This is a genomic window from Streptomyces sp. NPDC041968, assembly GCF_055589025.1.
The window spans coordinates 131,653-158,014 of sequence record NZ_JBVJCB010000001.1 but is presented as its reverse complement, the minus strand read 5'-3'; the positions used below and the strand labels follow the sequence as shown (position 1 = coordinate 158,014).

General features: G+C 71.0%; 26 protein-coding genes. 17 read left to right on the top strand and 9 right to left on the bottom strand.

Annotated elements, in window-relative coordinates; genetic code table 11:
* Positions 1-11: 11 nt before the first annotated feature.
* From ACZ6EG_RS00755 to ACZ6EG_RS00740, 4 genes are read left to right on the top strand one after another with little or no spacing between them, the layout of a single operon-like run.
* Entirely contained in the window at positions 12-1,637 is a 1,626-nt protein-coding gene (locus tag ACZ6EG_RS00755) for a glycoside hydrolase family 13 protein (RefSeq protein WP_391967539.1), read from the top strand.
* Between the two features lie 36 nt (positions 1,638-1,673).
* Positions 1,674-3,002, top strand: coding sequence for an ABC transporter substrate-binding protein (locus ACZ6EG_RS00750; RefSeq protein ID WP_469600480.1), 1,329 nt, complete (start codon positions 1,674-1,676; stop codon positions 3,000-3,002).
* Positions 3,003-3,008: 6 nt separating this feature from the next.
* Positions 3,009-4,373, top strand: a complete 1,365-nt coding sequence (locus ACZ6EG_RS00745; protein ID WP_469600477.1) for an ABC transporter permease subunit — start codon at positions 3,009-3,011, stop codon at positions 4,371-4,373.
* A 10-nt stretch (positions 4,374-4,383) separates the two neighbouring features.
* A complete protein-coding gene (locus ACZ6EG_RS00740; RefSeq protein ID WP_356607853.1) occupies positions 4,384-5,223 on the top strand; it encodes a carbohydrate ABC transporter permease in 840 nt (279 codons plus the stop codon).
* 71 nt (positions 5,224-5,294) lie between these two features.
* Here ACZ6EG_RS00740 and pgl read toward each other — a convergent pair whose 3' ends face one another.
* Genes pgl through tkt form a run of 5 tightly spaced genes read right to left on the bottom strand, consistent with a single transcriptional unit; the run spans position 5,295 to position 11,911 of the window.
* A complete protein-coding gene (pgl, locus tag ACZ6EG_RS00735) occupies positions 5,295-6,077 on the bottom strand; it encodes a 6-phosphogluconolactonase (RefSeq protein WP_391967536.1) in 783 nt (260 codons plus the stop codon).
* Positions 6,074-7,132: a glucose-6-phosphate dehydrogenase assembly protein OpcA gene (gene opcA, locus ACZ6EG_RS00730; protein WP_391967535.1), complete on the bottom strand. Its 1,059-nt coding sequence runs from the start codon at positions 7,130-7,132 to the stop codon at positions 6,074-6,076. Before opcA ends, pgl begins: the two co-directional genes overlap by 4 nt.
* A complete protein-coding gene (gene zwf / locus ACZ6EG_RS00725) occupies positions 7,129-8,652 on the bottom strand; it encodes a glucose-6-phosphate dehydrogenase (protein WP_356607847.1) in 1,524 nt (507 codons plus the stop codon). Before zwf ends, opcA begins: the two co-directional genes overlap by 4 nt.
* A gap of 3 nt (positions 8,653-8,655) precedes the next feature.
* A complete protein-coding gene (gene tal / locus ACZ6EG_RS00720) occupies positions 8,656-9,774 on the bottom strand; it encodes a transaldolase (RefSeq protein WP_356607845.1) in 1,119 nt (372 codons plus the stop codon).
* Positions 9,775-9,808: 34 nt separating this feature from the next.
* A complete protein-coding gene (gene tkt, locus ACZ6EG_RS00715) occupies positions 9,809-11,911 on the bottom strand; it encodes a transketolase (RefSeq protein ID WP_391967534.1) in 2,103 nt (700 codons plus the stop codon).
* Positions 11,912-12,267: 356 nt separating this feature from the next.
* Here tkt and ACZ6EG_RS00710 point away from each other — a divergent pair, with 356 nt between their 5' ends.
* From ACZ6EG_RS00710 to ACZ6EG_RS00700, 3 genes are all read left to right on the top strand, one after another.
* Positions 12,268-13,236 carry a heme o synthase gene (locus ACZ6EG_RS00710; protein WP_384693099.1) on the top strand — a complete coding sequence of 323 codons (969 nt, stop codon included), beginning with the start codon at positions 12,268-12,270 and terminating at the stop codon, positions 13,234-13,236.
* 98 nt (positions 13,237-13,334) lie between these two features.
* Complete coding sequence (locus ACZ6EG_RS00705) at positions 13,335-13,667, top strand: hypothetical protein (protein ID WP_356607841.1); 333 nt, start codon at positions 13,335-13,337, stop codon at positions 13,665-13,667.
* An 81-nt stretch (positions 13,668-13,748) separates the two neighbouring features.
* Positions 13,749-14,855 (top strand): amidohydrolase family protein, encoded by a 1,107-nt coding sequence (locus tag ACZ6EG_RS00700; protein WP_391972587.1) that lies wholly within the window; start codon positions 13,749-13,751, stop codon positions 14,853-14,855.
* A gap of 19 nt (positions 14,856-14,874) precedes the next feature.
* Here the strand turns inward: ACZ6EG_RS00700 and ACZ6EG_RS00695 are convergent, their stop codons facing one another.
* From ACZ6EG_RS00695 to ACZ6EG_RS00680, 4 genes are all read right to left on the bottom strand, one after another.
* A complete protein-coding gene (locus ACZ6EG_RS00695) occupies positions 14,875-15,897 on the bottom strand; it encodes a COX15/CtaA family protein (RefSeq protein WP_469600468.1) in 1,023 nt (340 codons plus the stop codon).
* A gap of 55 nt (positions 15,898-15,952) precedes the next feature.
* Positions 15,953-16,726 carry an ABC transporter permease gene (locus ACZ6EG_RS00690; RefSeq protein WP_469600465.1) on the bottom strand — a complete coding sequence of 258 codons (774 nt, stop codon included), beginning with the start codon at positions 16,724-16,726 and terminating at the stop codon, positions 15,953-15,955.
* The gene (locus tag ACZ6EG_RS00685; RefSeq protein ID WP_391972584.1) at positions 16,723-17,646 is read right to left on the bottom strand and encodes an ABC transporter ATP-binding protein; all 924 of its coding nucleotides are present in this window, start codon (positions 17,644-17,646) and stop codon (positions 16,723-16,725) included. Before ACZ6EG_RS00685 ends, ACZ6EG_RS00690 begins: the two co-directional genes overlap by 4 nt.
* Positions 17,647-17,881: 235 nt before the next feature.
* Positions 17,882-18,670, bottom strand: coding sequence for an AAC(3) family N-acetyltransferase (locus ACZ6EG_RS00680; RefSeq protein ID WP_391972583.1), 789 nt, complete (start codon positions 18,668-18,670; stop codon positions 17,882-17,884).
* Between the two features lie 160 nt (positions 18,671-18,830).
* Between ACZ6EG_RS00680 and ACZ6EG_RS00675 the strand changes: the two genes are divergently transcribed.
* The 10 genes from ACZ6EG_RS00675 to ACZ6EG_RS00630 all read left to right on the top strand — a co-directional run bounded on the left by ACZ6EG_RS00675 (position 18,831) and on the right by ACZ6EG_RS00630 (position 26,361).
* Positions 18,831-19,592, top strand: coding sequence for a helix-turn-helix transcriptional regulator (locus ACZ6EG_RS00675; RefSeq protein ID WP_391972582.1), 762 nt, complete (start codon positions 18,831-18,833; stop codon positions 19,590-19,592).
* The gene (gene sufB / locus ACZ6EG_RS00670) at positions 19,589-21,010 is read left to right on the top strand and encodes a Fe-S cluster assembly protein SufB (RefSeq protein WP_003976894.1); all 1,422 of its coding nucleotides are present in this window, start codon (positions 19,589-19,591) and stop codon (positions 21,008-21,010) included. The genes ACZ6EG_RS00675 and sufB overlap by 4 nt, the downstream gene beginning before the upstream one ends.
* Positions 21,011-21,068: 58 nt before the next feature.
* Positions 21,069-22,253, top strand: a complete 1,185-nt coding sequence (sufD, locus tag ACZ6EG_RS00665; protein ID WP_391972581.1) for a Fe-S cluster assembly protein SufD — start codon at positions 21,069-21,071, stop codon at positions 22,251-22,253.
* Complete coding sequence (locus ACZ6EG_RS00660) at positions 22,250-22,567, top strand: non-heme iron oxygenase ferredoxin subunit (RefSeq protein WP_356607825.1); 318 nt, start codon at positions 22,250-22,252, stop codon at positions 22,565-22,567. The genes sufD and ACZ6EG_RS00660 overlap by 4 nt, the downstream gene beginning before the upstream one ends.
* A gap of 7 nt (positions 22,568-22,574) precedes the next feature.
* Positions 22,575-23,339, top strand: coding sequence for a Fe-S cluster assembly ATPase SufC (gene sufC, locus ACZ6EG_RS00655; RefSeq protein ID WP_356607823.1), 765 nt, complete (start codon positions 22,575-22,577; stop codon positions 23,337-23,339).
* Entirely contained in the window at positions 23,336-24,592 is a 1,257-nt protein-coding gene (locus tag ACZ6EG_RS00650) for a cysteine desulfurase (protein ID WP_391972580.1), read from the top strand. Before sufC ends, ACZ6EG_RS00650 begins: the two co-directional genes overlap by 4 nt.
* Positions 24,593-24,609: 17 nt before the next feature.
* A complete protein-coding gene (gene sufU / locus ACZ6EG_RS00645) occupies positions 24,610-25,080 on the top strand; it encodes a Fe-S cluster assembly sulfur transfer protein SufU (protein ID WP_391972579.1) in 471 nt (156 codons plus the stop codon).
* Positions 25,077-25,409: a metal-sulfur cluster assembly factor gene (locus tag ACZ6EG_RS00640; RefSeq protein WP_064727279.1), complete on the top strand. Its 333-nt coding sequence runs from the start codon at positions 25,077-25,079 to the stop codon at positions 25,407-25,409. Before sufU ends, ACZ6EG_RS00640 begins: the two co-directional genes overlap by 4 nt.
* 86 nt (positions 25,410-25,495) lie before the next feature.
* A complete protein-coding gene (locus tag ACZ6EG_RS00635) occupies positions 25,496-25,816 on the top strand; it encodes a DMT family transporter (RefSeq protein WP_391972578.1) in 321 nt (106 codons plus the stop codon).
* Positions 25,816-26,361, top strand: coding sequence for a TetR/AcrR family transcriptional regulator (locus ACZ6EG_RS00630; RefSeq protein WP_469600455.1), 546 nt, complete (start codon positions 25,816-25,818; stop codon positions 26,359-26,361). The genes ACZ6EG_RS00635 and ACZ6EG_RS00630 overlap by 1 nt, the downstream gene beginning before the upstream one ends.
* Position 26,362 lies beyond the last annotated feature (1 nt).

Here is a 26,362-nt window from a genome sequence, read left to right as displayed (position 1 = left end):
GGGTTCTCGGGGTGAACAGGCACCAGTGGTGGCGTGACGCGGTGATCTACCAGGTCTACGTCCGCAGCTTCCTCGACAGCACCGGCGACGGCGTCGGCGACCTCGCCGGCGTCCGGGCCGGTCTGCCCTACCTGCGTAAACTCGGCGTGGACGGGATCTGGCTGAGCCCCTTCTACCCCTCGCCGCAGCACGACCACGGTTACGACGTCGCCGACTACCGCGGCGTCGACCCGCTCTTCGGCGACCTCGACGAGTTCGACGCGCTGGTCACGGCGGCCCGGCGCCTCGGCATCCGGGTGCTGCTGGACATCGTCCCCAACCACTGCTCCAGCGAGCACCCCTGGTTCCGCGAGGCGCTGGCCTCCCCGCCCGGCAGCCCGGCCCGCGCGCGCTTCCACTTCGCCGACGGCCGGGGCCCGGACGGTGCCGAGCCGCCCAACAACTGGCACGCCATGTTCGGCGGACCGGCCTGGACCCGGGTGACCGAGGCCGACGGCCGGCCCGGCCAGTGGTACCTGCACATGTTCACGCCCGAGCAGCCGGACTGGAACTGGCGCGAGCCGCGGGTCGCCGCCGAGTTCGACCGGATACTCCGCTTCTGGCTGGACCGGGGTGTCGACGGCTTCCGCATCGACGTCGCCGCCGGCCTCTTCAAACACCCGGAGCTGCCCGACTCCCCGGACCCGGAGGCCGACGCCCGCACCCGCGACTCGGTCAACCCGCTCGCCTGGAACCAGCCCGAGGTGCACGAGGTGTGGCGGCACTGGCGCGCGGTCTGCGAGGAGTACGCCGGCCGCGACGGCCGCGAACGCCTCCTGGTCGGCGAGGTGTCGGTCCCCAGTGCCCGCGAACACGCGCGCTACGTCCGCCCCGACGAGCTCCATCAGGCCTTCTTCTTCGACCTCCTCGGCGCCCCCTGGGACCCGGACGCCTTCCGCAAGGTCATCTCCGAGGCCATGCAGGACATCGCCGGCACCGGCTCCACGGTCACCTGGGTCCTCAACAACCACGACCAGGTCCGCACCGTCACCCGCTATGGCGAACCCGCCACCGGCGGCAGCGGCCTCGGCGCCGCCCGCGCCCGCGCCGCGGCCCTGCTGATGCTGGCGCTGCCCGGCGCCGCGTACATCTACCAGGGCGAGGAACTGGGCCTGCCCGAGGTCGTCGACCTGCCCGACGACGTGCTCACCGACCCGATCTTCCACCGCACCGGCAGCCGCGCCCGCATCCGCGACGGCTGCCGGGTGCCGCTGCCCTGGTCGGGACAGGCCTCCCCGTTCGGCTTCACCACCGGCGACGGGGGCGCCAAGCCCTGGCTGCCCCAGCCGGAGTACTTCGCCGAGTACGCCACCGACCGCGCCCTCGCCGACACCCGCTCCTTCTGGCACCTGTACCGCGACGGGCTGCAACTCCGCTCCGAGCTGCCCCAGTTGGGCGAGGGCACCCTGCGCTGGCTGGACACCCCGCCCGGCGTCCTGGCCTTCGTCCGCGGCGACGGCCTGGTCTGCGCCGTCAACTTCGGCACCGCCCCCACGCCCGCGCCCGTCCCCGGCGCCCCGCTGCTCTCCAGCGACGGCCCCTGCCCGCCCGGCGTACTGCCCGGCGCCACCGCCGCCTGGTGGATCGCCGACCTCTGACCCGTGCTTCGCCCACCCCTCGAAGGGACATCGACGATGATGCGACGACGTACCACCCTGCTCACCGGCTGCACGACCCTCACCCTCGCCCTGGCCGCGACCGCCTGCGGAGGCTCCGGCCCCGTCACGGCCGGCGGCGGCGACAAGGCGCTCGGCGGCCAGACCGTCACCGTCGCCGGTGTCTGGTCCGGCACCGAACAGGAGAACTTCCAGAAGGTGCTGGACGCCTTCACCGAGAAGACCGGCGCCAAGACCTCCTTCGTCTCCACCGGCGACAACGTCTCCACCGTCGTCGGCAGCAAGATCGAGGGCGGCAACGCCCCCGACGTCGTGATGGTCCCGCAGGTCGGCGTGCTCAAGCAGTTCGCCGGCCAGGGCTGGCTGGAGCCGCTGTCCCCGGCGGCCCGGAAGTCCGTGGACACCCACTTCGCGGACGTCTGGAAGACGTACGGCACCGTCGACGGCAGCCTCTACGGCCTCTACTTCAAGGCCGCCCACAAGTCGACCGTCTGGTACAGCCCCGAGGCCCTCACCCAGGCCGGGGTCGAGCCGCCGACGACGTACGACGAGATGCTGGAGGCCGGGCGGACCGTCTCCGACTCCGGGCTGGCCGCCTTCTCGGTCGCCGGGCAGGACGGCTGGACGCTCACCGACTGGTTCGAGAACGTCTACCTCTCCCAGGCCGGCCCCGAGAAGTACGACGCCCTCGCCGCCCACGAACTCAAGTGGACCGACCCGAGCGTGGTCGAGGCGCTCACCACCCTCGGCAAGCTCTTCAAGGACAAGCAGTTGATCCAGGGCGGCCGGAAGGGCGCCCTGAACACCGACTTCCCCGGCTCCGTGGAAAAGGTCTTCGGCCCGAGGCCCGAGGCCGGCATGGTCTACGAGGGCGACTTCGTCGCCGGGGTCGCCAAGGACCAGTTCGGCAGGGAGATCGGCAAGGACGCGAACTTCTTCCCGTTCCCCGCGGTCGGCGGCGGCAAGGCGCCGGTGGTCAGCGGCGGCGACGCGGCCGTCGTCCTGAAGGACGGCAAGAACGCGAAGGCCGGCATGGCGCTCGTGGAGTACCTCGCCACACCGGAGGCGGCGGCCGTGTGGGCCGAGGCGGGCGGCTTCCTCTCCCCGAACAAGAACCTCGACCCCGCCTCGTACGGCGACGACGTCAGCCGCGCCACCGCCGAGTCCCTCGTCGGCGCCGGGGACGCGGTCCGCTTCGACATGTCCGACCAGGCACCGGCGGCCTTCGGCGGCACCAAGGGCACCGGCGAGTGGAAGCTCCTCCAGGACTTCCTGCGTGACCCCTCCGACCCGAAGGCGACCGCGGCGAAGCTGGAGGCCGCGGCGGCCAAGGCCTACAAGGGCTGACCGGACATGACCTCCACCCTGGTGAAAGAGGCGAGCCCGCCCACCGCCCCCGGTCCGGCGCCCCTACGGCGCCCCCGGCGGCGCCGGGCGGCCGTCGCCCTGCTCTTCGTCCTCCCCGCGCTGCTCCTGCTGGGCGCGCTCGTCGTCTACCCCGTGCTGTTCTCCGTCGGGCGCAGCTTCTTCGACGCCTCGGGCAGCCGCTTCGTGGGCGGCGACAACTACACCGAGATGTTCCGCGACCCGGCCACCCTCAAGGCCGTCCGCAACACGGCCCTCTGGGTCGTCGTCGCCCCCACCCTGCTGACCGGGCTCGGCCTGATCCTCGCCGTGCTGGTCGAGAAGGTCCGCTGGGCCACCGCCTTCAAGCTGCTGCTCTTCATGCCGATGGCGGTCTCCTTCCTCGCCGCGGGCATCATCTTCCGGCTCGCCTACGACCACGACCCGGACAAAGGCGTCCTCAACGCCGCCGTCACCGGGGTCCACGACGCCTTCGCCGGCACCTCCTCCTACCCGACGGCGCGGGCGCGCGAGGGGCAGGACGGCGCCCTGGTCAAGGCGGCGGACGGTGCGTACCGGACCGGTGCGGGCGTGTCCCCCGGCGACACGGTGGCGCTCGGGCTGGTCGGGGTGCTGCCCGACGACCTGCCCTCCGGCGCGGAGCCCGCGTACGGGGCGGCGGGGCGCGAGACGCCGGCCGGTGAGGTGCGCGGCGTCGTGTACCTGGACTTCACGCCCGGCGGGGGAGGGGAGCAGGGCCGGGTGGACCGCCGCGAGAGCGGGCTGCCCGGGATGACGGTCGAGGCGGTGCGCGACGGCCGCACGGTGGCGACCGCGACCACCGGGGACGACGGCTCCTTCCGCTTCGACTCGCTGGAGCCGGGCTCGTACGCCGTGCGGCTCCCCGCCTCGAACTTCGCCCCGCCCTACGAGGGCGTCTCCTGGCTCGGGCCCGCGCTGGTCACGCCCGCGATCATCGGGGCGTACCTCTGGATCTGGACCGGCTTCGCGATGGTGCTGATCGGCGCCGGACTGTCCTCGCTGCCGCGCGACGCGCTGGAGGCGGCGCGGATGGACGGCGCGAACGAGTGGCAGATCTTCCGGCGGATCACCGTACCGCTGCTGGCACCGGTGCTGACGGTCGTCTTCATCACCCTCGTGATCAACGTGATGAAGGTCTTCGACCTCGTCTACATCATCGCGCCCGGGCCCGTGCAGGAGGACGCGACGGTACTGGCGACGCAGATGTGGCTGGTGTCGTTCGGCGGCGGCAACAACCAGGGCCTCGGCAGCGCGCTCGGTGTGCTGCTCCTGCTGCTCGTCGTCCCGGCCATGGTCTTCAACGTCCGCCGCTTCAAGAGGAGTCAGCGATGAGGAGTCAGCGATGAACGCCGTGCGGCGGTATCTGGGCAACGGGATCGTCCAGGCCTTCCTGGTACTCGTCGGCCTGGTCTGGATGACTCCGCTCGCCGGTCTCTTCCTCTCCTCGCTGCGCTCCGCCGAGGACACGGCGGAGGGCGGCTGGTGGACGGCGCTCGCGAGTCCCGGGCAGCTGTCCCTCGACAACTACTCGGCCCTGCTCGGCAACTCGGGCATCACCCAGGCCTTCTGGAACACGGTGCTGATCTCGGTGCCGACGACCGTGCTGGTCGTGGTCGTCGGGGCGCTCGCCGGGTACGCCTTCGCGTGGCTGGACTTCCCGGGGCGTGAGGCGATCTTCCTGGGGGTCGTGGCGCTGCTGGTGGTACCCGTGCAGATCGGGCTGCTGCCGGTCGCCAAGCTCTTCGGGCAGCTCGGGCTCTTCGGGACCATCCCGGGCGTGGTGCTGTTCCACGTGGCGTACGGGCTGCCGTTCGCGGTGTTCCTGCTGCGGAACTACTTCGCCGAGATGCCCAAGGAGATGCTGGAGGCCGCCCGCATGGACGGCGGCAACGAGTGGCGGATCTTCACGCGGCTGGTGCTGCCGGTGGGGAAGCCGGCCATCGCCAGCCTCGCCATCTTCCAGTTCCTGTGGGTGTGGAACGACATGCTGGTGGCGCTGCTCTTCGCGGACAGTTCGGCGCAGCCGCTGACGGTGGAACTCCAGTCGCAGATACGGCAGTTCGGCAGCAACATCGACGTGCTGGCACCGGGGGCGTTCCTGTCGCTGGTGGTGCCGGTGGTGGTCTTCTTCGCCTTCCAGCGGCACTTCGTGCAGGGGGTCATGGCGGGGTCGGTGAAGTGAGCGAGGTGCGGTACGGGACGGGGGCGGCGGGGCTGGTGGCCCCGCCGCCCCCGTCCCGTACCCCGGGGCGGCTACGCCGACGCCGGCGGGTACAGCGACCTCGGCAGCCGGGAGGCCGCCGCCGTGTCCAGCAGCCACAGGGTGCGGGAGCGGCCCCGCGCGCCGGCCGCCGGGGCCTGGATCTCGCCCGCGCCCGAGAGGGCCATCGCGACCGCGTTCGCCTTGTCCTCGCCCGCCGCCAGCAGCCACACCTCACGGGCCGTGCGGATGGCCGGCAGGGTCAGCGAGACGCGGGTGGGCGGCGGCTTGGGGGAGCCGTGGACGCCGACCACCGTGCGCTCCGTCTCCCGGACGCCCGGGTGCTCCGGGAAGAGCGACGCCACGTGCGTGTCCGGGCCGACGCCCAGGAGGAGGACGTCGAAGGACGGGACCGCCGCGTGGTTCTCGGGGACTGACGCCTCGGCCAGTTCCCGCGCGTACGCGGCCGCCGCCGCCTCCACGTCCGAGCCGTACGGACCGTCGGACGCCGGCATCGCGTGCACCCGCTCCGGGTCCAGCGGCACCGAGTCCAGCAGGGCCTCCCGGGCCTGGGTGATGTTGCGCTCCGGGTCGCCCTCCGGCAGGAAGCGCTCGTCGCCCCACCACAGGTCCAGGCGACCCCAGTCGACGGCGTCCCGGGCCGCGGAGCCCGCGAGCGCGGCCAGCAGGCCGTTGCCGTTGCGGCCGCCGGTGAGGACCACGGACGCGCTGCCCCGGGAGGCCTGCGCGTCCACGATCCGCGTGAGCAGCCGCGCCGCCGCGGCCTCGGCCATCAGCTCCTTGTCACGGTGCACGACCAGCTGGGGAGTGCTCACTTCGCCGCCGCCTTCTTCACCGGTGCCTTCTCCTGCGCCGCGTCCTTCGCCCGGGCTTTCGCGACCGTTTCGACGGGAGCGGCGACCGCGACGGCCCCGTCCCCGTCACCGCCCGAGTCCCCTTTGCGCGGAGCGCTCAGCCGGTCCACCCCGAAGCGCAGCGCCGAGGCGTACGTGTCGTCCGGGTCGAGGCGCCGCAGCTCCTCCGCGATCAGCTCGGCCGTCTCGCGGCGCTTGAGCGCCACCGCACGGGCCGGCTGACCCTGGATGGACAGGTTGGCCAGCGAGCCGTCGGCCCGGTCCAGGACGACCGGACCGCAGTCGGTGTCCATGCGGACCGCGGTCAGACCGGGCCCGGCGGACGCGGTGCGCTCGACCGGGACGTCCAGCCGGTCGGCCAGCCACATCGCCAGCAGTTCGCAGCTCGGGTTGTCCTCCTCGCCCTCCACCTCGACCGACTGCACCTTGCAGTCGACCTGGTCCAGGGCCGCCGCCAGCATCGAGCGCCACGGCGTGATGCGGGTCCAGGACAGGTCGGTGTCACCCGGCGTGTAGGCGTCGGCCCGGGCGGCCAGCTCCCGTACCGGCTCCTCGCAGGCGTAGGTGTCGGTGACCCGGCGCTGGGCCAGCGCGCCCAGCGGGTCCCCGGCCGGGTCCAGCGGCGCGTTCACCGGCCACCACACCACGACCGGCGCGTCCGGCAGCAGCAGCGGCAGGACCACCGACTGGGCGTGGTCGACGACGTCGCCGTACAGGCGCAGCACGATCGTCTCGCCGGTACCGGCGTCGGCGCCCAGCCGCACCTCGGCGTCCAGCCGGGACTTCGTGCGGTCCCGGGGTGAACGCGAGACCCGCTTGATGACCACCAGCGTGCGCGAGGGGTGCTCGTGCGCGGCGTCACTCGCGGCCTTCAGCGCGTCGTAGGCGTTCTCCTCGTCGGTGACGATGACCAGCGTGAGCACCATGCCGATGGCGGGCGTGCCGATGGCCCGGCGCCCCAGCACCAGCGCCTTGTTGATCTTGCTGGCCGTGGTGTCCGTGAGGTCTGTCTTCATGGCCGGCGCCAGCTCCGTCCGTCTCGCTCGAGCATTTCGTCCGCCTCGACGGGGCCCCAGGTGCCGGCCGGGTACTGCGCCGGGGTGCCGTGCTGGTCCCAGTACTGCTCGATCGGGTCGAGGATCTTCCAGGACAGCTCGACCTCCTCGGTGCGCGGGAAGAGGTTCGCGTCGCCGAGCAGCACGTCGAGGATGAGGCGTTCGTACGCCTCGGGGCTGGACTCCGTGAAGGACTCGCCGTACGCGAAGTCCATGGAGACGTCCCGGATCTCCATCGAGGTGCCCGGCACCTTGGAGCCGAAGCGGACGGTGACGCCCTCGTCGGGCTGGACGCGGATGACGATCGCGTTCGACCCGAGTTCCTCGGTGGCCGTGGTGTCGAAGGGGGAGTGCGGGGCCCGCTGGAAGACCACCGCGATCTCGGTGACCCGGCGGCCCAGCCGCTTGCCGGTGCGCAGGTAGAAGGGGACGCCCGCCCAGCGGCGGTTGTCGATGCCGACCTTGATCGCGGCGTAGGTGTCGGTCTTCGACTTCGCGTCGATGCCCTCCTCCTCCAGGTAGCCGACGGCCTTCGCGCCGCCCTGCCACCCGGCCGCGTACTGGCCGCGCACCGTGTCCCGGCCCAGGTCCCTGGGGAGGCGGACCGCGCCGAGCACCTTCGTCTTCTCGGCGGCCAGCGCGTCGGCGTCGAAGGAGGCGGGCTCCTCCATCGCGGTCAGCGCGAGCAGCTGGAGCAGGTGGTTCTGGATGACGTCGCGGGCGGCACCGATGCCGTCGTAGTAGCCGGCCCGGCCGCCGATGCCGATGTCCTCGGCCATGGTGATCTGCACGTGGTCCACGTAGGACCGGTTCCAGATCGGTTCGAACATCGTGTTGGCGAAGCGCAGCGCCAGGATGTTCTGGACGGTCTCCTTGCCCAGGTAGTGGTCGATGCGGAAGACCTGGTCGGAGCCGAAGACCTCGTGGACGATCGCGTTGAGTTCCTCGGCCGACCTCAGGTCGTGGCCGAAGGGCTTCTCGATCACCGCGCGGCGCCAGGAGCCGTCCGTCTGGTCGGCCAGCTGGTGCTTCTTCAGCTGCTGGATGACGACCGGGAAGGACTTCGGCGGCACCGACAGGTAGAAGGCGAAGTTGCCTCCCGTGCCCTGCGCCTTGTCCAGGTCCTCGATGGTGGCGCGCAGCCGCTCGAAGGCGTCGTCGTCGTCGAAGGTGCCCTGGACGAAGCGCATCCCCTGGATGAGCTGCTGCCAGACCTCCTCGCGGAACGGCGTACGGGAGTGCTCCTTGACGGCGTCGTGCACGACCTGGGCGAAGTCCTCGTGCTCCCAGTCGCGGCGGGCGAAACCGACGAGCGAGAAGCCCGGCGGCAGCAGACCACGGTTGGCGAGGTCGTACACGGCGGGCATGAGCTTCTTGCGGGACAGATCACCGGTGACGCCGAAGATGACCAGACCCGACGGCCCCGCGATACGCGGGAGCCGTCGGTCTGCGGGGTCACGCAGCGGATTGCTGCTTGACAATTTTTAGCCCTCCGAGGGAGCGAGGCGCTTGAGCTCGGCCTCGGTCGACTTCAGCAGGTCGTTCCAGGAGTCCTCGAACTTGTCGACGCCCTCCTTCTCCAGCAGCTGGACCACCTCGTCGTAGCCGATCCCGAGCTTCTCGACGGCGTCGAGGTCGGCGCGGGCCTGCTCGTAGGTGCCGGCGACGGTGTTCCCGGTGATCTCGCCGTGGTCCTCGGTGGCCAGCAGCGTGGCCTCCGGCATGGTGTTCACCGTGTTGGGCGCCACCAGGTCGGTGACGTACATGGTGTCGCTGTACGCCTTGTCCTTCACACCGGTCGACGCCCACAGCGGACGCTGCTTGTTGGCGCCGGCCTTCTCCAGGGCGCTCCAGCGGTCCGTCGAGAAGACCTCCTCGTACGCCTGGTAGGCGAGACGGGCGTTGGCGACGGCGGCCTTGCCGCGGGCGGCCTTGGCCTCGTCGGTGCCGAGCGCGTCGAGGCGCTTGTCGATCTCGGTGTCCACGCGGGACACGAAGAAGGACGCCACGGAGTGGATCTGCGAGAGGTCCAGGCCGCGCTCCTTGGCCTTCTCCAGGCCGGTCAGGAAGGCGTCCATGACCAGGCGGTAGCGCTCCAGCGAGAAGATCAGCGTGACGTTGACGCTGATGCCCAGGCCGATGACCTCGGCGATCGCCGGGATGCCGGCCTCGGTCGCCGGGATCTTGATGAGCGTGTTGGGCCGGTCCACCAGCCAGGCGAGCTGCTTGGCCTCGGCGACCGTCGCCTTGGTGTTGTGCGCGAGGCGCGGGTCGACCTCGATGGAGACCCGGCCGTCCTTGCCGCCGGTGGCGTCGAAGACGGGGCGCAGGATGTCGGCGGCGTCGCGGACGTCCGCCGTGGTGATCATGCGGATCGCCTCTTCGACCGTGACCTTGCGGAAGGCCAGGTCGGAGAGCTGCTGGTCGTAGCCGTCGCCCTGCGAGATCGCCTTCTGGAAGATCGACGGGTTGGTGGTGACGCCCACGACGTGCTGCTGGTCGATCAGCTCGGCGAGGTTGCCGGACGTGATCCGCTTGCGCGACAGGTCGTCCAGCCAGATCGCGACGCCTTCATCGGAGAGGCGCTTGAGTGCGTCTGTCATGGAAAATGCATCTCCTACGTGTCGTGTACGGGCGTCAGCGCTGGGCCGCGGCGATCGATTCCCTCGCCTGGGCGGCGACGTTCTCGGCGGTGAAGCCGAACTCCTTGAAGAGCAGCTTGCCGTCGGCCGAAGCACCGAAGTGCTCCAGGGAGACGATCCGGCCGGCGTCCCCGACGTACTTGTGCCAGGTGAGGCCGATGCCGGCCTCCACCGCGACGCGGGCCCTCACGGACGGAGGCAGGACGCTGTCCCGGTACCCCTGGTCCTGCTGCTCGAACCACTCCACGCACGGCATGGAGACCACGCGCGTCGGCACGCCGTCGGCCTGGAGCGCCTCACGGGCCTCCACGGCCACGTGCACCTCGGAACCGGTGGCAATGAGGACGACCTCGGGCGCGGCGCTCTGCCCTTCGGGCCCTTCCGCCTCGAAGAGGACGTAGCCGCCCTTGGCCGCGTCCTCGTTCGCCTCGTACGTCGGCACGCCCTGGCGGGTCAGCGCCAGACCGTGCGGCTGGCCCTTGCCGAACTCCTTGGTCCAGCGGCGCAGGATCTCGCGCCAGGCGATGGCGGTCTCGTTGGCGTCGGCCGGACGGACCACGTTGAGGCCCGGGATGGCGCGCAGCGAGGCGAGGTGCTCGACCGGCTGGTGGGTCGGACCGTCCTCACCGAGGCCGATGGAGTCGTGCGTCCACACGTACGTCACCGGCAGGTGCATCAGCGCGGACAGCCGCACCGCGTTGCGCATGTAGTCGGAGAACACCAGGAAGGTGCCGCCGTAGATGCGGGTGTTGCCGTGCAGCGCGATGCCGTTCATCTCCGCGGCCATCGCGTGCTCGCGGATGCCGAAGTGGATGGTGCGGCCGTACGGGTCCGCCTCGGGCAGCGGGTTGCCCGCCGGGAGGAAGGACGACGTCTTGTCGATCGTCGTGTTGTTCGAGCCGGCCAGGTCGGCCGAGCCGCCCCACAGCTCGGGGATGACCGCGCCGAGCGCCTGGAGGATCTTGCCGGAGGCGGCACGCGTGGCCACACCCTTGCCGGTCTCGAAGACCGGGATCTTCTCCTCCCAGCCCTTGGGCAGCTCGCCCTTGGCGACGCGGTCGTACTCGGCGGCGCGCTCGGGGCTGTTGTCCCGCCACTGCTGGTAGGCCTTCTCCCACACCGCGCGGGCCGCCCGGCCCTTCTCCAGCGCCTTGCGGGTGTGGCCGATGACCTCGTCGGAGACCTCGAAGGTCTTCTCCGGGTCGAAGCCCAGCACGCGCTTGGTCGCGGCGACCTCGTCGTCGCCGAGCGCCGAGCCGTGCGCGGCCTCGGTGTTCTGCGCGTTCGGCGCGGGCCAGGCGATGATCGAGCGCATCGCGATGAAGGAGGGGCGGTCGGTGACCTTCTTCGCCGCCTCGATCGCGTCGTAGAGCGCGTTCGGGTCCAGGTCGCCGTCCGGCTTCGGGGCGACGCGCTGCACGTGCCAGCCGTACGCCTCGTACCGCTTGCAGGTGTCCTCGGAGACGGCGGTCTCGGTGTCGCCCTCGATCGAGATGTGGTTGTCGTCCCACAGCAGGACCAGGTTGCCGAGCTTCTGGTGGCCGGCGAGGGAGGAGGCCTCGGCGGAGATGCCCTCCTGGAGGCAGCCGTCACCGGCGATGCAGTAGACGAAGTGGTCGAACGGGGAGGTGCCCTCGGCGGCCTCCGGGTCGAACAGGCCGCGCTCGTAGCGGGCGGCCATCGCCATGCCCACCGCGTTGGCGACGCCCTGGCCGAGCGGGCCGGTCGTCGTCTCCACGCCGGTGGTGTGGCCGTACTCCGGGTGGCCGGGGGTCTTGGAACCCCAGGTCCGGAAGGACTCCAGGTCCTCCAGCTCCAGGCCGAAGCCGGCCAGGTACAGCTGCGTGTAGAGGGTCAGGGACGAGTGGCCGGCGGACAGCACGAAACGGTCGCGCCCGACCCAGTCCGCGTCGGCCGGGTCGTGCCGCATCACCTTCTGGAAGAGGGTGTAGGCGGCGGGCGCCAGGCTCATCGCCGTACCGGGATGGCCGTTGCCAACCTTCTGTACGGCATCGGCGGCCAGGACGCGGGCGGTGTCCACCGCCCGCTGGTCCAGTTCGGTCCACTCGAGGTCTGTGGTGGTCGGCTTGGTGCTCACCCTGGGTCAGGGCTCCTCTCCACATGTCGGATGCCGGTGCACGGGTGCACCGGCTGCCGGCGCGTCCGTGAGTCGGCCGGCCGTTGTCGAGCCTACCCCCGTGAGTACGTGCGTTTTTCCGCTGGAAACCAGACTGCCGGGACTCTTCGCGATCCGCCTGTCGACTGGGTGAAACCGCATTCGGCAAGTGAATACGGAGCCGCTCATCTGACCGCTCAATCGACTCTCCGAACGCACGTCGGAGCGCCCCGGCCAACACGACCCCACCCCCGCGAAGGCCGAGGTACGGGCAACGTCTAAAGTGGCGTGGTACGCGCGAGCCTTTACCGCCGCTTCACATGGCGGGGCTCGCTGGGATGTCTCTGTCAGGGGTGTGCGTGACGGCCGTTGAATCCCGTCCTGCGGGGGTTATCGGGACGAGCCAGAGCCCGAGTCACCGGCCGTTCGGGGCCCGTGTCAAGGCGTTCGTGGCGCTGACCAAGCCGCGGATCATCGAGCTTCTGCTGATCACCACCGTTCCGGTGATGTTCCTGGCCGAGCAGGGTGTTCCGGACCTGGGGCTGGTGTTGCTGACCTGCGTCGGCGGCTACCTGTCCGCGGGCGGCGCCAACGCGCTGAACATGTACATCGACCGCGACATCGACGCGCTGATGGACCGCACCTCGCAGCGTCCGCTGGTGACCGGCATGGTCAGTCCGCGCGAGTGCCTCGCCTTCGGCATCTCCCTGGCCGTCGTCTCCACCCTGTTGTTCGGTCTCACCGTCAACTGGCTGTCGGCCTGGCTCTCGCTCGGCGCGCTCCTCTTCTACGTGGTCGTCTACACGATGATCCTCAAGCGCCGCACCTCGCAGAACATCGTCTGGGGCGGTATCGCCGGCTGCCTGCCGGTGCTCATCGGCTGGTCGGCCGTGACCAACTCGATGTCCTGGGCGCCGATCATCCTCTTCGGCGTGATGTTCTTCTGGACGCCCCCGCACTACTGGCCGCTGTCCATGAAGGTCAAGGACGACTACGCGCGCGTCGGCGTGCCGATGCTCCCGGTCGTGGCCTCCAACAAGGTCGTCGCCCGGCAGATCGTCCTCTACAGCTGGGTCATGGTCGGCGTGTCCCTGCTGCTGACGCCGCTCGGCTACACCGGCTGGTTCTACACGGCGGTGGCCCTGCTGGCCGGCGGCATGTGGCTGTGGGAGGCCCACGGGCTGCAGAACCGCGCCAAGGCCGAGGTGACGGGCGGCAAGCTCAAGGAGATGCGGCTGTTCCACTGGTCCATCACCTACGTCTCGGTGCTGTTCCTGGCGATCGCGGTGGACCCCTTCCTGCGCTGAACACCTGTTCCCGGGAACGTCCGACGGGCGGGGTGCGTGGCCAAGGCCACGCACCCCGCCCGTCGCCGATCGATCTACCCGTCGGTAGCATCCTGGTCATGGCAGACACGCAGCAGGTTGACGCGAAGGCCGAGCGCGAGGCGGCCCGACTCGCCCGGCGGATCGACTCCTTCTCCAAGGCGCACGGCGGCGCCGAGGGCCAGGTGGCCTACCTCGGTGAGCGCGGCGCCCGGATCGTGCTCGTCGGCGCGGACGGCGCCTGGGGCGACGTCGTCGCGCGCTCCCACGAGACGGCCCGCAAGGCCGTGGAGAAGTCGGGCATCACCGTCCACGAGGACTTCGACGGCGAGTTCGCGGCCAAGGTGGAGACCGGCCCCTACGAGTGGTCGCGCATGGCGGGCATCCAGGTGGGCGGGCCGAGCAACACCTGAGACCGGGTTCACCCGTTAGGACCGTGAGAGCCGCAGGGCGTACGCGCCGCGCGGCGCACGGTCCCAGCACGGGGAGCCCGGATGATCGAAACGCCGTCCCTGGTGGACCAGTACTGCCACGGCGTCCTGAGAACGGAGCTGGGCCTCGGCACCTTCGAGGCCCAGCTGGCCCGTACCGAGGGACCGCCCGCGCCGGGCACCACCCTCTTCGACACCCAGACCGGCTTCGCGGTACGCCGCTGGTGCCCGCCCCTGCTCGGCCTGGAACCGCACTGCCCGCCCGCCCGCTATCTGGCCCGGCGCCGCGAGCTGGGCGTCCTGGAGGCGGACCGCCGCCTGCTGCGCGGCAGCGGCATCACGACCTACCTCGTCGACGCGGGGCTGCCCGGTGACCTCACGGGCCCCGCGGAGATGGCCCGTGCCGCGGACGCCGACACGCACGAGATCGTGCGCCTGGAGCTGCTGGCCGAGCAGGTCGCCGACACCTCCGGCACCGTCGACTCCTTCCTCGCCAACCTCGCCGAGGCGGTGCACGGCGCCGCCGCCGACGCGGTCGCCTTCACCTCGGTCGCCGGGGTACGGCACGGTCTGGCGCTCGCGCCCGAACCCCCGGGGCCGGGCGAGGTGCGCGGCGCCGCCGCCCACTGGCTGACCGGACGCGAGGTCGGCGGCGAGCTGAGCGACCCCGTCCTGCTGCGCCACCTGCTGTGGATCGCCGTCGCCTCGGGGCTGCCGCTCCAGCTGCACGCCGGCCTCGGCGAACCGGGCCTGCGCATCGACCGCACCGACCCGGTGCTGCTCACCGACTTCGTGCGGGCCACCGCGGGCCTCGGCACCGACCTGGTCCTGCTGCACGGCTACCCGTACCACCGCCAGGCCGCGCACCTGGCCGGCGTCTTCCCGCACGTCTACGCCGACTCCGGCGCCGCCCTGGTGCGCACCGGCGCCCGCGCGGCGACGGTGCTCGCGGAGATTCTGGAACTGGCGCCCTTCGGCAAGATCCTGTTCTCCAGCGGAGCCCAGGGCCTGCCCGAGCTGCACGTGGTCGCCGCCCGCCTGTTCCGCGACGCCCTGGGCCGGGTGCTGGGCACCTGGGTGGCCGAGGGTGCGTGGTCGCTCGGGGACGCGCAGCGGGTGGCGGGCATGATCGCCTCGGGGAACGCCGAGCGGGTGTACGGACTGGGGTGACCCGGGGGCCGGGCCGGGGCTAGCGGGGGCCGGCCAGCGACGCGTGCGCCGCCCCGACCTCCTGGGCCGGCAGTCCGGGCCCGTCCTCCGGCGTCCGCTCGCGCAGCGCCAGCAGCACCCGCAGCGTCGCGATCCACACCAGGCAGGAGCCGAACATGTGCAGTCCGACCAGGACCTCGGGGAGGTCGGTGAAGTACTGCACGTACCCGATGACGCCCTGGGCGAGCAGCACCAGGAACAGGTCGCGGGTGCGGGCCAGGGGGCCCTTGGGCGCGTCGACCGCCTTCAGGACGAACCACAGGGCGAAGGTCAGCGTCACCACGATCCAGGCCAGCACGGCGTGCGCCTTGCTCACCGTCTCCCAGTCGATCGGCATCCGCTCGACCTCGCTGGAGTCGCCCGCGTGCGGGCCCGCACCGGTGACCACCGTGCCCACCGCGATCAGCAGGGCGGAGACGACGATCATCACCCACACCAGCTGGCGCACGGAGCCGCCGACCAGCGGGCGCGGCGCCCCGTCCCCCTCCCGGGTGCGCTGCCACATCACGGTCGCGACCGCGATGAGGGCCGTCGACAGCAGGAAGTGCGCCGCGACGGTGTACGGGTTCAGGCCGACGAGGACCACGATGCCGCCGAGGATCGCGTTGCCCATCACGATCCAGAACTGCGTCCAGCCCAGCCGCGTCAGGCTGCGCCGGTACGGCTTCTGCGACCGCGCGGCGATGATCGCCCAGCCGACCGCGGCGCACAGCACGTAGGTCAGCAGGCGGTTGCCGAACTCGATGATGCCGTGGAAGCCCATCTCGCTGGTGGTGGTCAACGAGTCGTCGGTGCACTTGGGCCAGGTCGGGCAGCCGAGGCCCGAGCCGGTCAGGCGCACCGCGCCGCCGGTGATCACGATGACCACCGACATGGCGAGCGCGACGAGGGCCGCCCGCTGAACCGTCCGGGGGTCCGGGGTCCAGCGCGCGGCGATGAAGGCGAGCGGGTTGCGCACGGCGGCTGCGGCGTCGGCACGGGTCACGTTTGGCACGCGGTCCATCGTAGGCGCCCGCTTGTGCACGCTTTCACGAGGGGGCCGTCCACCGGGCGCCCGCCTACTCCCAGCGGAAGAACTTTCCGGCCGCCGCGAGCCCCGCGACCGCCCACCCGGCGAGGATCCCGACGTCGCCCCACGGCATCCCGGCCCCGTGCTGGAGCACGTCCCGCAGTCCGTCCGACAGGGCGGAGATCGGCAGCAGCCCCAGCACGCTCCGCGCCGCGTCCGGGAACTCGTCCAGCGGCACGATCACGCCGCCGCCCACGAGCAGCAGCAGGAACACCAGGTTGGCCGCGGCCAGCGTCGCCTCGGCCTTCAGCGTGCCCGCCATGAGCAGCCCGAGCCCCGAGAAGGCGGCCGTGCCGAGGACCAGGAGCAGCAGCACGGCGAACGGGCTGCCGTGCGGCGACCAGCCCAGCGCGAAGGCGATCACGGTGAGCAGGACGATCTGGAGCACCTCGGTGACCAGGACGGACACCGTCTTGGCGGTCATCAGGCCCCAGCGCGGCAGCGGCGAGGCGGCCAGCCGCTTCAGCACCCCGTACCGGCGTTCGAAGCCGGTGGCGATGGCCTGCCCGGTGAACGCCGTCGACAGCACGGCGAGCGCCAGGACGCCGGGGGCGAGGAAGTCGACGGCCTCGCCGGCGCCGGTGTCGATGATGTCGACCGTGCTGAACAGGACGAGCAGCAGCGTCGGGATGACCACCGTCAGCAGCAGCTGCTCGCCGTTGCGCAGCAGCATCTTCGTCTCCAGCACAACCTGCGCGGCGATCATGCGGCCGAGCGGCGCGGCACCGGGCCTCGGCGTGTAGGTGCCGGTGGTCGTCGTCATGAGCGCAGTTCCTTGCCGGTCAGTTCCAGGAAGACGTCCTCCAGGGTGTGCCGCTCCACGGAGATCCGGTCCGGCATCACCCCGTGCTGGGCGCACCAGGAGGTCACCGTCGCCAGCAGCTGGGGGTCGATCTTGCCGTTGACACGGTAGGAGCCCGGGGTCAGCTCGGCCGCCGTGGAGTCCGCGGGCAGCGCCTTGAGCAGCGAGGCGACGTCCAGTCCGGGCCGGCCGGAGAACCGCAGGGTGTTCTCGGCGCCGCCGCGGCACAGCTCCTCCGGGGAGCCCTGGGCCACGACCCGGCCGGCGTCGATGATGGCGACGTCGTCGGCGAGCTGCTCGGCCTCGTCCATGTGGTGGGTGGTGAGGATCACCGCGACGCCGTCGCCGCGCAGGTCCCGCACGAGGTCCCAGGTGGCGCGGCGGGCCTGCGGGTCCAGGCCGGCCGTCGGCTCGTCCAGGAAGACCAGCTCCGGGCGGCCGACCACGGCCATCGCGAGGGCGAGCCGCTGCTGCTGGCCGCCGGAGAGCCTGCGGTACGTGGTCCGGCCGCACGAGCCGAGCCCGAGCCGCTCGATCAGCGCGTCCACGTCCAGCGGGTGGGCGTGCAGCTTCGCGACGTGGCGGAGCATCTCGTCGGCGCGGGCGCCGGAGTAGACGCCGCCGGACTGGAGCATCACGCCGATGCGGGGGCGCAGCTCGGCGCCCTGCCGCACCGGGTCCAGGCCGAGGACGCGCACGGTGCCGGAATCCGGCTTCCGGTATCCCTCGCAGATCTCCACCGTGGTCGTCTTGCCCGCCCCGTTGGGGCCGAGCACGGCGGTGACACCCGCCCGGGCCACCAGGTCGAGGCCGTCCACCGCGGTCTTCGTGCCGTACCGCTTCACCAGGGCCTGGACCTGGACCACGGGCTCGCTTCGCATGGGTCACGAGTCTAGGTACGCGGCCGGGGTACCGGGCGCGGGGGTGCGGGATCTCCTCCGCCGGGGGCGGCGCACCGCCCGCCGGGGGCGCACGCGGGGGCGTCCGCCGGCGCGGAACGGAGGGGGCGGCCGGGGTGTCGTACCCGAGCGTCCTCTTACGCGCCCGGAGCGCAGGGCGGCGGCCGGCGTACGCGGCCGGGGCGGACACCGCACCGTCGCCCGCCGGGCCGCGCCCCTACACCCGTGGCCGGTGCACCGGCAGCCAGCGCTCCGCGTAGGCGACCGCGTCGGCCAGCGGGAACAGCCGGGCGACGGCGGCACCGACCCGTCCGCGCCCCACCGGCCGGTCCCGTTCGAAGTCGTGCCCCAGTTCGTCGAACCGCTCCGAGGTGATCGACACCTCGGTCACCCGCTCCCAGCCCACCGGGCCCGGCCGCCCCACCTCCACCACCGGCGAGGCGATCCGGTACTCGGCGAGGTGGAAGGCGGTGCACGCCTCGTAGCCGGCGCCCATGAGCAGCACCCGGGCGCCCAGCCGCTCCAGGGTCGCCAGCGGACTGCGCTCGCCGAGCCGGCAGTCGGTCGCGTGCCCGGCGACCACCTCGGCGGCGCGCGGGCCGAGGGCCGCGAACGACGTCTGCGGGTGCGCGCTGCGCAGGGCGCCCGGCCAGGTGCGCACGGTCTCGGGGACCACCCCGACGCCGCGGGAGGGCGTGATCAGGGGATCGTAGGGAGGCATCGCCCGGCGGACGGTGTCCCACCACTCCTCGGGTACCGGCGGGCTCTTCCACAGGGCCGGGTCCGAGAGGTCGCCGGTCTGCGTGGGAACCACCAGCGTGCCGTCCGGTCCGAGCGCGTCGAGCAGTCCCTGGACGACCGCGACGGGCCCGCCGCAGACCCATCCGAGGGAGCTGAGGGAGGAGTGCACGAGGAGCGTGTCGTCGCTCCGCACACCCATCTCGCGCAGTCCGGCGGCGATCGTGCCCCGGGTGACGAGTGGGCCGGTGGGAGGGGGTGTGGGCATGCCGCGGAGTGTCCCGCAGACCCGTCCGGGGCGCCACCGGATTGATCGATCAAAGATCGTTTCCGCAGGTCAGATTAGGTATACCTAAGTGACGCAGGGCACCGTCCGATGATCGCGACGCGGCTTGCCCGCCCCGGAGGAATTACGCAACAATGGCGTTGTGAAAAACGTTGGCGAGGCTCCGCAGGAGGAACTCGCGACCGGTGAGCGGTCCACCCGCAACCGCGTCGCGCGCTCCATCCTGGACCACGGGCCGTCGACCGTCGCCGCGCTCGCCGGGCGTCTGGGCCTGACCCAGGCGGCCGTCCGGCGCCATCTCGACGCGCTGGTCGCCGACGACGTGGTCGAACCCCGCGAACAGCGGGTCTACGGCACGCGCACGCGCGGGCGACCCGCCAAGGTCTTCGCGCTCACCGACTGCGGCCGGGACGCCTTCGACCAGTCGTACGACAAGCTGGCCGCGGACGCCCTGCGCTGGATCGCCGAGCAGGAGGGCGGGGAGCAGGCGATCGCCGCCTTCGCCCGGGCCCGGATCGCCGGGCAGGCCGGCGCGTACCGCAAGGCGGTCGAGGCGGCCGCCCCCGAACGGCGCACGGAAGCGCTGGCCAAGGCCCTGAGCGCGGACGGGTACGCTGCTACCGCGCGGAGCGCGCCCCACCCCCAGCAGGGCGAGCAGCTGTGCCAGCACCACTGCCCGGTCGCGCACGTCGCCGAGCAGTTCCCGCAGCTGTGCGAGGCGGAGACGGAATTTTTCGCCGAGCTGCTCGGTACGCATGTACAGCGGCTCGCGACCATCGCGCACGGCGACGGGGTCTGCACCACGTTCATTCCGAAGACTTCGCACGCGCCGCCCCCCGCGGCGCAGGCGCCCACGAACACCGCTAACGCATCTGCAAGCACGGCCGGGAGGAACCCCGCATGACTCTCCCCACGGAGACTGCTCACCCTGAGCTCGAGGGCCTGGGCAAGTACGAATACGGCTGGGCCGACTCCGACACGGCCGGCGCCTCTGCCAAGCGCGGCATCAACGAGGACGTCGTCCGCGACATCTCGGCCAAGAAGAACGAGCCGGAGTGGATGACCAAGCTCCGCCTCAAGGGCCTGCGCCTCTTCGAGAAGAAGCCCATGCCGAACTGGGGCTCGGACCTGTCGGGCATCGACTTCGACAACATCAAGTACTTCGTGCGCTCCACGGAGAAGCAGGCGGAGTCCTGGGAGGACCTGCCCGAGGACATCAAGAACACGTACGACAAGCTCGGCATCCCCGAGGCGGAGAAGCAGCGCCTCGTCGCCGGTGTCGCCGCCCAGTACGAGTCCGAGGTCGTCTACCACCAGATCCGCGAGGACCTGGAGGAGCAGGGCGTCATCTTCCTCGACACCGACACGGCGCTGAAGGAGCACCCGGAGCTCTTCAAGGAGTACTTCGGGACCGTCATCCCCGTCGGTGACAACAAGTTCGCCTCGCTGAACAGCGCGGTGTGGTCCGGCGGCTCCTTCATCTACGTGCCGAAGGGCGTGCACGTCGAGATCCCGCTCCAGGCCTACTTCCGTATCAACACGGAGAACATGGGCCAGTTCGAGCGGACCCTGATCATCGTCGACGAGGGTGCCTACGTGCACTACGTCGAGGGCTGCACGGCTCCGATCTACAAGTCGGACTCCCTGCACTCCGCCGTGGTCGAGATCATCGTCAAGAAGAACGCCCGCTGCCGCTACACGACCATCCAGAACTGGTCGAACAACGTCTACAACCTGGTCACCAAGCGCGCCGTGGCGTACGAGGGCGCGACCATGGAGTGGATCGACGGCAACATCGGCTCCAAGGTGACGATGAAGTACCCGGCCGTCTACCTGATGGGCGAGCACGCCAAGGGCGAGACCCTCTCCATCGCCTTCGCGGGCGAGGGCCAGCACCAGGACGCCGGCTCCAAGATGGTCCACATGGCGCCGAACACGTCCTCCAACATCGTCTCGAAGTCCGTGGCGCGCGGCGGCGGCCGCACCTCCTACCGCGGTCTCGTCGAGATCGGCGAGGGCGCCCACGGCTCCAAGTCGAACGTGCTGTGCGACGCGCTCCTCGTCGACACGATCTCGCGCTCCGACACCTACCCGTACGTCGACGTCCGCGAGGACGACGTGTCCATGGGCCACGAGGCGACCGTCTCCAAGGTCTCCGAGGACCAGCTCTTCTACCTGATGAGCCGTGGTCTGAGCGAGTTCGAGGCGATGGCGATGATCGTGCGCGGCTTCGTCGAGCCGATCGCCAAGGAGCTGCCCATGGAGTACGCCCTGGAGCTCAACCGGCTGATCGAGCTGCAGATGGAAGGCGCGGTCGGTTAAGACCCGCCCCGAAGCAGTCGCCAGATTTCTGACGTAGGAAGAGAGCAGACCGACAGCCATGGCTGAGGCTCAGAACATCCCCGTGGGGTCCACCACCGCGGGCACGATCGCGGTGGCCGCCGAGTCGACCGTCGCCACGCGCATGAGCGCGCCCGCGTCCTTCGACGTGGCGGACTTCCCGGTCCCGCACGGCCGCGAGGAGGAGTGGCGGTTCACCCCGCTGGAGCGGCTGCGCGGGCTGCACGACGGCACCGCGGTCGCCACCGGCGACGGCGTGAAGGTCGACGTCGAGGCGCCCGAGGCGGTCGTCGTCGAGACCGTCGGCCGCGACGACGCGCGCATCGGGCGGGCCGGCACCCCGGTGGACCGGGTCGCCGCCCAGGCCTACTCGGCGTTCGAGAAGGCCGGCGTGATCACCGTCCCCAAGGAGACGGTCCTCACCGAGCCGATCCGCATCAGGGTGCACGGCGAGGGCGGCACCGCCTACGCACACCAGGTCGTCGAGCTGGGTGCCTTCGCCGAGGCCGTCGTGGTCATCGACCACACCGGTGACGCGGTCCTCGCGGCCAACGTCGACTACGTCCTCGGCGACGGCGCCAAGCTGACCGTCGTCTCCGTCCAGGACTGGGACGACAAGGCCGTGCACGTCGGCCAGCACAACGCGCTGATCGGCCGGGACGCGACCTTCAAGTCCTTCGTGGTCACCTTCGGCGGCGACCTGGTCCGGCTGCACCCCCGGGTCGCGTACGCCGGTCCGGGCGGCGAGGCCGAGCTGTTCGGCCTGTACTTCACCGACCGGGGCCAGCACCAGGAGCACCGCCTCCTGGTCGACCACAACGTCCCGCACTGCAAGTCCAACGTCGTCTACAAGGGCGCGCTCCAGGGCGACGACGCGCACGCCGTCTGGATCGGCGACGTGCTCATCGAGGCCGCGGCCGAGGGCACCGACACCTACGAGATGAACCGCAACCTCGTCCTCACGGACGGCGCGCGGGTCGACTCGGTGCCGAACCTGGAGATCGAGACCGGCGAGATCGTCGGCGCCGGCCACGCCTCCGCGACCGGCCGCTTCGACGACGAGCAGCTCTTCTACCTGATGGCGCGCGGCATCCCCGAGATCGACGCCCGCCGCCTGGTGGTCCGCGGCTTCTTCGCCGAACTGGTCCAGCAGATCGGTGTCCCGGACATCGAGGAGCGTCTGCTCGTCAAGATCGAAGAGGAGCTGGAGGCGTCGGTCGCATGACCTTCGTACGCGTCTGCGGAGCGGACGAGCTGGAGGAGGACACCCCGAAGCGGGTGGAACTCGACGGCACGCCGATCTCCGTCGTGCGGACCGAGGGCGAGATCTTCGCGATCAACGACATCTGCTCGCACGCGAACGTCTCGCTCGCCGAGGGCGAGGTCGACGACTGCCACATCGAGTGCTGGCTGCACGGCTCGCGCTTCGACCTCCGGTCCGGCAAGCCCGACAGTCTTCCGGCGACGCGCCCCGTCCCCGTTTACCCCGTAAAGATCGAAGGGGACGACGTGCTCGTCTCCCTCACCCAGGAGTCCTGAGGCACCCATGGCAACGCTTGAAATCCGAGACCTGCACGTCACCGTCGAGGCCGACAACGCCACGAAGGAGATCCTCAAGGGCGTCGACCTCACCGTGAAGCAGGGCGAGACGCACGCCATCATGGGCCCGAACGGCTCCGGCAAGTCGACTCTCGCCTACTCGCTCGCGGGTCACCCCAAGTACACGATCACCGCGGGCACCGTCACCCTCGACGGCGAGGACGTCCTGGAGATGTCCGTCGACGAGCGCGCCCGCGCCGGCCTCTTCCTCGCCATGCAGTACCCGGTCGAGGTCCCCGGCGTCTCGGTCTCCAACTTCCTGCGCACCTCCGCCACCGCCGTCCGCGGCGAGGCCCCCAAGCTGCGCACCTGGGTGAAGGAGGTCAAGGAGGCCATGGAGCGCCTCAACATGGACCCCGCCTTCGCCGAGCGCAACGTCAACGAGGGCTTCTCCGGCGGTGAGAAGAAGCGGCACGAGATCCTCCAGCTGGAGCTGCTCAAGCCGAAGGTCGCGATCCTCGACGAGACCGACTCCGGCCTCGACGTCGACGCCCTGCGCGTCGTCTCCGAGGGCGTCAACCGCATCCGCGAGACCGGTGAGGTCGGCACCCTGCTGATCACGCACTACACGCGCATCCTGCGCTACATCAAGCCCGACCACGTCCACGTCTTCGCGAACGGCCGCATCGCCGAGTCGGGCGGCCCCGAGCTGGCCGACAAGCTGGAGGCCGAGGGCTACGAGGCATACACGAAGGGTGGCGTATCCGCGTGACACAGCTGCCGGGCCTCCTCGACACCGAGGCGATCCGCAAGGACTTTCCCATCCTGGACCGCCAGATCCACGACGGGCGCAAGCTCGTGTACCTGGACAACGCGGCGACCAGCCAGAAGCCGCGGCAGGTGCTGGACGCGCTCAGTGAGTACTACGAGCGCTACAACGCCAACGTCCACCGTGGCGTGCACGTCCTCGCCGAGGAGGCCACGGCGCTGTACGAGGGCGCACGCGACAAGGTCGCGGAGTTCATCAACGCGCCCTCCCGCGACGAGGTGATCTTCACCAAGAACGCCTCGGAGTCCCTCAACCTCGTGGCCAACATGCTGGGCTGGGCCGACGAGCCCTACCGCGTGGACCACGAGACCGAGATCGTCATCACGGAGATGGAGCACCACTCCAACATCGTGCCGTGGCAGCTGCTCGCGCAGCGCACCGGCGCGAAGCTCCGCTGGTTCGGCCTGACCGACGACGGCCGCCTCGACCTCTCGAACATAGAGGAGGTCATTACCGAGAAGACGAAGATCGTCTCCTTCGTGCTGGTCTCCAACATCCTGGGCACCCAGAACCCGGTCGAGGCGATCGTGCGCCGCGCCCAGGAGGTCGGCGCGCTCGTCTGCGTCGACGCCTCCCAGGCCGCGCCGCACATGCCGCTGGACGTCCAGGCCCTCCAGGCCGACTTCGTGGCCTTCACCGGCCACAAGATGTGCGGCCCGACCGGCATCGGCGTGCTGTGGGGCCGCCAGGAGCTGCTGGAGGACCTCCCGCCGTTCCTGGGCGGTGGCGAGATGATCGAGACGGTCTCGATGCACTCCTCGACGTACGCCCCGGCGCCCCACAAGTTCGAGGCGGGCACGCCGCCGATCGCGCAGGCGGTCGGGCTGGGCGCGGCCATCGACTACCTGCAGTCGATCGGCATGGACAAGATCTTCGCCCACGAGCACGCGCTCACCGAGTACGCGGTGAAGCGGTTGGCGGACGTCCCCGACCTGCGCATCATCGGCCCCACCACGGCCGAGGAACGCGGCGCGGCGATCAGCTTCACGCTCGGTGACATCCACCCGCACGACGTGGGCCAGGTCCTCGACGAGCAGGGCATCGCGGTCCGGGTCGGCCACCACTGCGCCCGCCCCGTGTGCCTGCGCTACGGAATTCCTGCGACCACGCGAGCGTCGTTCTATCTGTACTCCACGCCGGCCGAGATCGACGCACTGGTCGACGGCCTGGAGCACGTACGGAACTTCTTCGGCTGACGGGACGAGCGACGAGCATGAAGCTGGACTCCATGTACCAGGAAGTGATCCTGGACCACTACAAGAACCCGCACGGGCGGGGCTTGCGGGAGGGCGACGCCGAGGTCCACCACGTCAACCCGACGTGCGGCGACGAGATCACGCTGCGTGTGAAGTACGACGGCACGACGATCAGCGACGTGTCGTACGAGGGCCAGGGCTGCTCCATCAGCCAGGCGAGCGCCTCCGTGCTGAACGAGCTGCTGGTCGGCAAGGACCTCGGTGAGGCGCGGCGGATCCAGGAGACCTTCCTGGAGCTGATGCAGTCCAAGGGCAGGATCGAGCCCGACGACGCGATGGAGGAGGTCCTGGAGGACGCGGTCGCGTTCGCCGGGGTCTCGAAGTACCCGGCCCGGGTCAAGTGCGCCCTGCTGAGCTGGATGGCCTGGAAGGACGCGACGGCCCAGGCACTGGACGGCGCCGACGCCGAGAAGGAGACGACGGCATGACTGAGACCGTGGAAATGAAGCCGGCCTCCGAGGAGGAGGTCCGCGAGGCCCTGCTGGACGTCGTGGACCCCGAGCTGGGCATCGACGTCGTCAACCTGGGCCTGATCTACGGCGTCCACATCGACGACGCCAACATCGCGACCATCGACATGACCCTGACGTCGGCGGCCTGTCCGCTCACCGACGTGATCGAGGACCAGGCCAAGTCCGCCACGGACGGCCTCGTCAGCGAGCTGCGCATCAACTGGGTCTGGATGCCGCCGTGGGGCCCGGACAAGATCACGGACGACGGCCGCGAGCAGCTGCGCGCGCTCGGCTTCAACGTCTGAGACGCACCGGCACGGCGACGGCGGCACCCTTTCGGGTGCCGCCGTTCTCGCGTCCGCGGACGGTGTCGTTATGTACGATCGTACACATGGGATACCTGCTCCTGGCCGGAGCCATCGCCGCCGAGGTCGCCGGCACCACCGCCATGAAGTACAGCGAGGGCTTCACCAGGCTCGTCCCGTCCCTCCTGACGGCCCTCGCCTATGTCCTCTCCTTCACGCTGCTCGCCCAGACCCTCAAGACCCTCGCCGTCGGCACCGCATACGCCATCTGGGCGGGCGTCGGCACGGCGGCCATCGCCGCCATCGGCGTGGTGTTCCTGGGGGAGGGGATGACCGCGGCCAAGGCCGCCGGCATCGCGCTGATCATCGTCGGCGTGGTCGTGCTGAACCTGGGCGGCGCGCACTGATGACCCGGCGCCACGACCCGGAGCGGCGCCGCCGGATCATCGACGCGGCGATCCGGGTGGTGGAGCGCAAGGGCATCGCCGGCCTGAGCCACCGTTCCGTGGCCGCCGAGGCGGACGTCCCGCTGGGCTCCACGACCTATCACTTCGCCACGCTGGACGAACTCCTCGTCGCCGCCCTCCGCCAGGCAGGCGAAGGCTTCGCCAAGGTGGTCGCCGCACACCCGGCCCTGTCCGATCCGGACGCCGACCTGCCCGGGGAGCTGGCCCGGGTCCTCGGCGCGTGGCTGGCGGGCGACCGCACGGGCGTGGAGCTGGAGTACGAGCTGTACCTGGCGGCCCTGCGCCGTCCCGCGCTGCGCCCGGTCGCGGCCGAGTGGGCGCAGGGCGTCGGCGCCCTCCTCGCCGACCGCACGGACCCCGTCACGGCGCGGGCCCTGGTCGCCGTGCTGGACGGCATCTGCCTCCAGGTGCTGCTGACGGACACGCCGTACGACGAGGAGTACGCGAGGGAGGTTCTGGCACGGGTCGTCCGCCCCGGCCGGTGAC

Bases quoted from the DNA above. Each gene is read 5' to 3' on its own strand.
- ACZ6EG_RS00750 (WP_469600480.1), top strand. From the start codon at position 1,674: ATGATGCGACGACGTACCACCCTGCTCACCGGCTGCACGACCCTCACC.
- ACZ6EG_RS00745 (WP_469600477.1), top strand. From the start codon at position 3,009: ATGACCTCCACCCTGGTGAAAGAGGCGAGCCCGCCCACCGCCCCCGGT.
- ACZ6EG_RS00740 (WP_356607853.1), top strand. From the start codon at position 4,384: ATGAACGCCGTGCGGCGGTATCTGGGCAACGGGATCGTCCAGGCCTTC.
- opcA (WP_391967535.1), bottom strand. From the start codon at position 7,132: ATGAAGACAGACCTCACGGACACCACGGCCAGCAAGATCAACAAGGCG.
- tal (WP_356607845.1), bottom strand. From the start codon at position 9,774: ATGACAGACGCACTCAAGCGCCTCTCCGATGAAGGCGTCGCGATCTGG.
- ACZ6EG_RS00710 (WP_384693099.1), top strand. From the start codon at position 12,268: ATGTCTCTGTCAGGGGTGTGCGTGACGGCCGTTGAATCCCGTCCTGCG.
- ACZ6EG_RS00705 (WP_356607841.1), top strand. From the start codon at position 13,335: ATGGCAGACACGCAGCAGGTTGACGCGAAGGCCGAGCGCGAGGCGGCC.
- ACZ6EG_RS00700 (WP_391972587.1), top strand. From the start codon at position 13,749: ATGATCGAAACGCCGTCCCTGGTGGACCAGTACTGCCACGGCGTCCTG.
- ACZ6EG_RS00695 (WP_469600468.1), bottom strand. From the start codon at position 15,897: ATGGACCGCGTGCCAAACGTGACCCGTGCCGACGCCGCAGCCGCCGTG.
- ACZ6EG_RS00690 (WP_469600465.1), bottom strand. From the start codon at position 16,726: ATGACGACGACCACCGGCACCTACACGCCGAGGCCCGGTGCCGCGCCG.
- ACZ6EG_RS00685 (WP_391972584.1), bottom strand. From the start codon at position 17,646: ATGCGAAGCGAGCCCGTGGTCCAGGTCCAGGCCCTGGTGAAGCGGTAC.
- ACZ6EG_RS00680 (WP_391972583.1), bottom strand. From the start codon at position 18,670: ATGCCCACACCCCCTCCCACCGGCCCACTCGTCACCCGGGGCACGATC.
- sufB (WP_003976894.1), top strand. From the start codon at position 19,589: ATGACTCTCCCCACGGAGACTGCTCACCCTGAGCTCGAGGGCCTGGGC.
- sufD (WP_391972581.1), top strand. From the start codon at position 21,069: ATGGCTGAGGCTCAGAACATCCCCGTGGGGTCCACCACCGCGGGCACG.
- ACZ6EG_RS00660 (WP_356607825.1), top strand. From the start codon at position 22,250: ATGACCTTCGTACGCGTCTGCGGAGCGGACGAGCTGGAGGAGGACACC.
- sufC (WP_356607823.1), top strand. From the start codon at position 22,575: ATGGCAACGCTTGAAATCCGAGACCTGCACGTCACCGTCGAGGCCGAC.
- sufU (WP_391972579.1), top strand. From the start codon at position 24,610: ATGAAGCTGGACTCCATGTACCAGGAAGTGATCCTGGACCACTACAAG.
- ACZ6EG_RS00640 (WP_064727279.1), top strand. From the start codon at position 25,077: ATGACTGAGACCGTGGAAATGAAGCCGGCCTCCGAGGAGGAGGTCCGC.
- ACZ6EG_RS00635 (WP_391972578.1), top strand. From the start codon at position 25,496: ATGGGATACCTGCTCCTGGCCGGAGCCATCGCCGCCGAGGTCGCCGGC.
- ACZ6EG_RS00630 (WP_469600455.1), top strand. From the start codon at position 25,816: ATGACCCGGCGCCACGACCCGGAGCGGCGCCGCCGGATCATCGACGCG.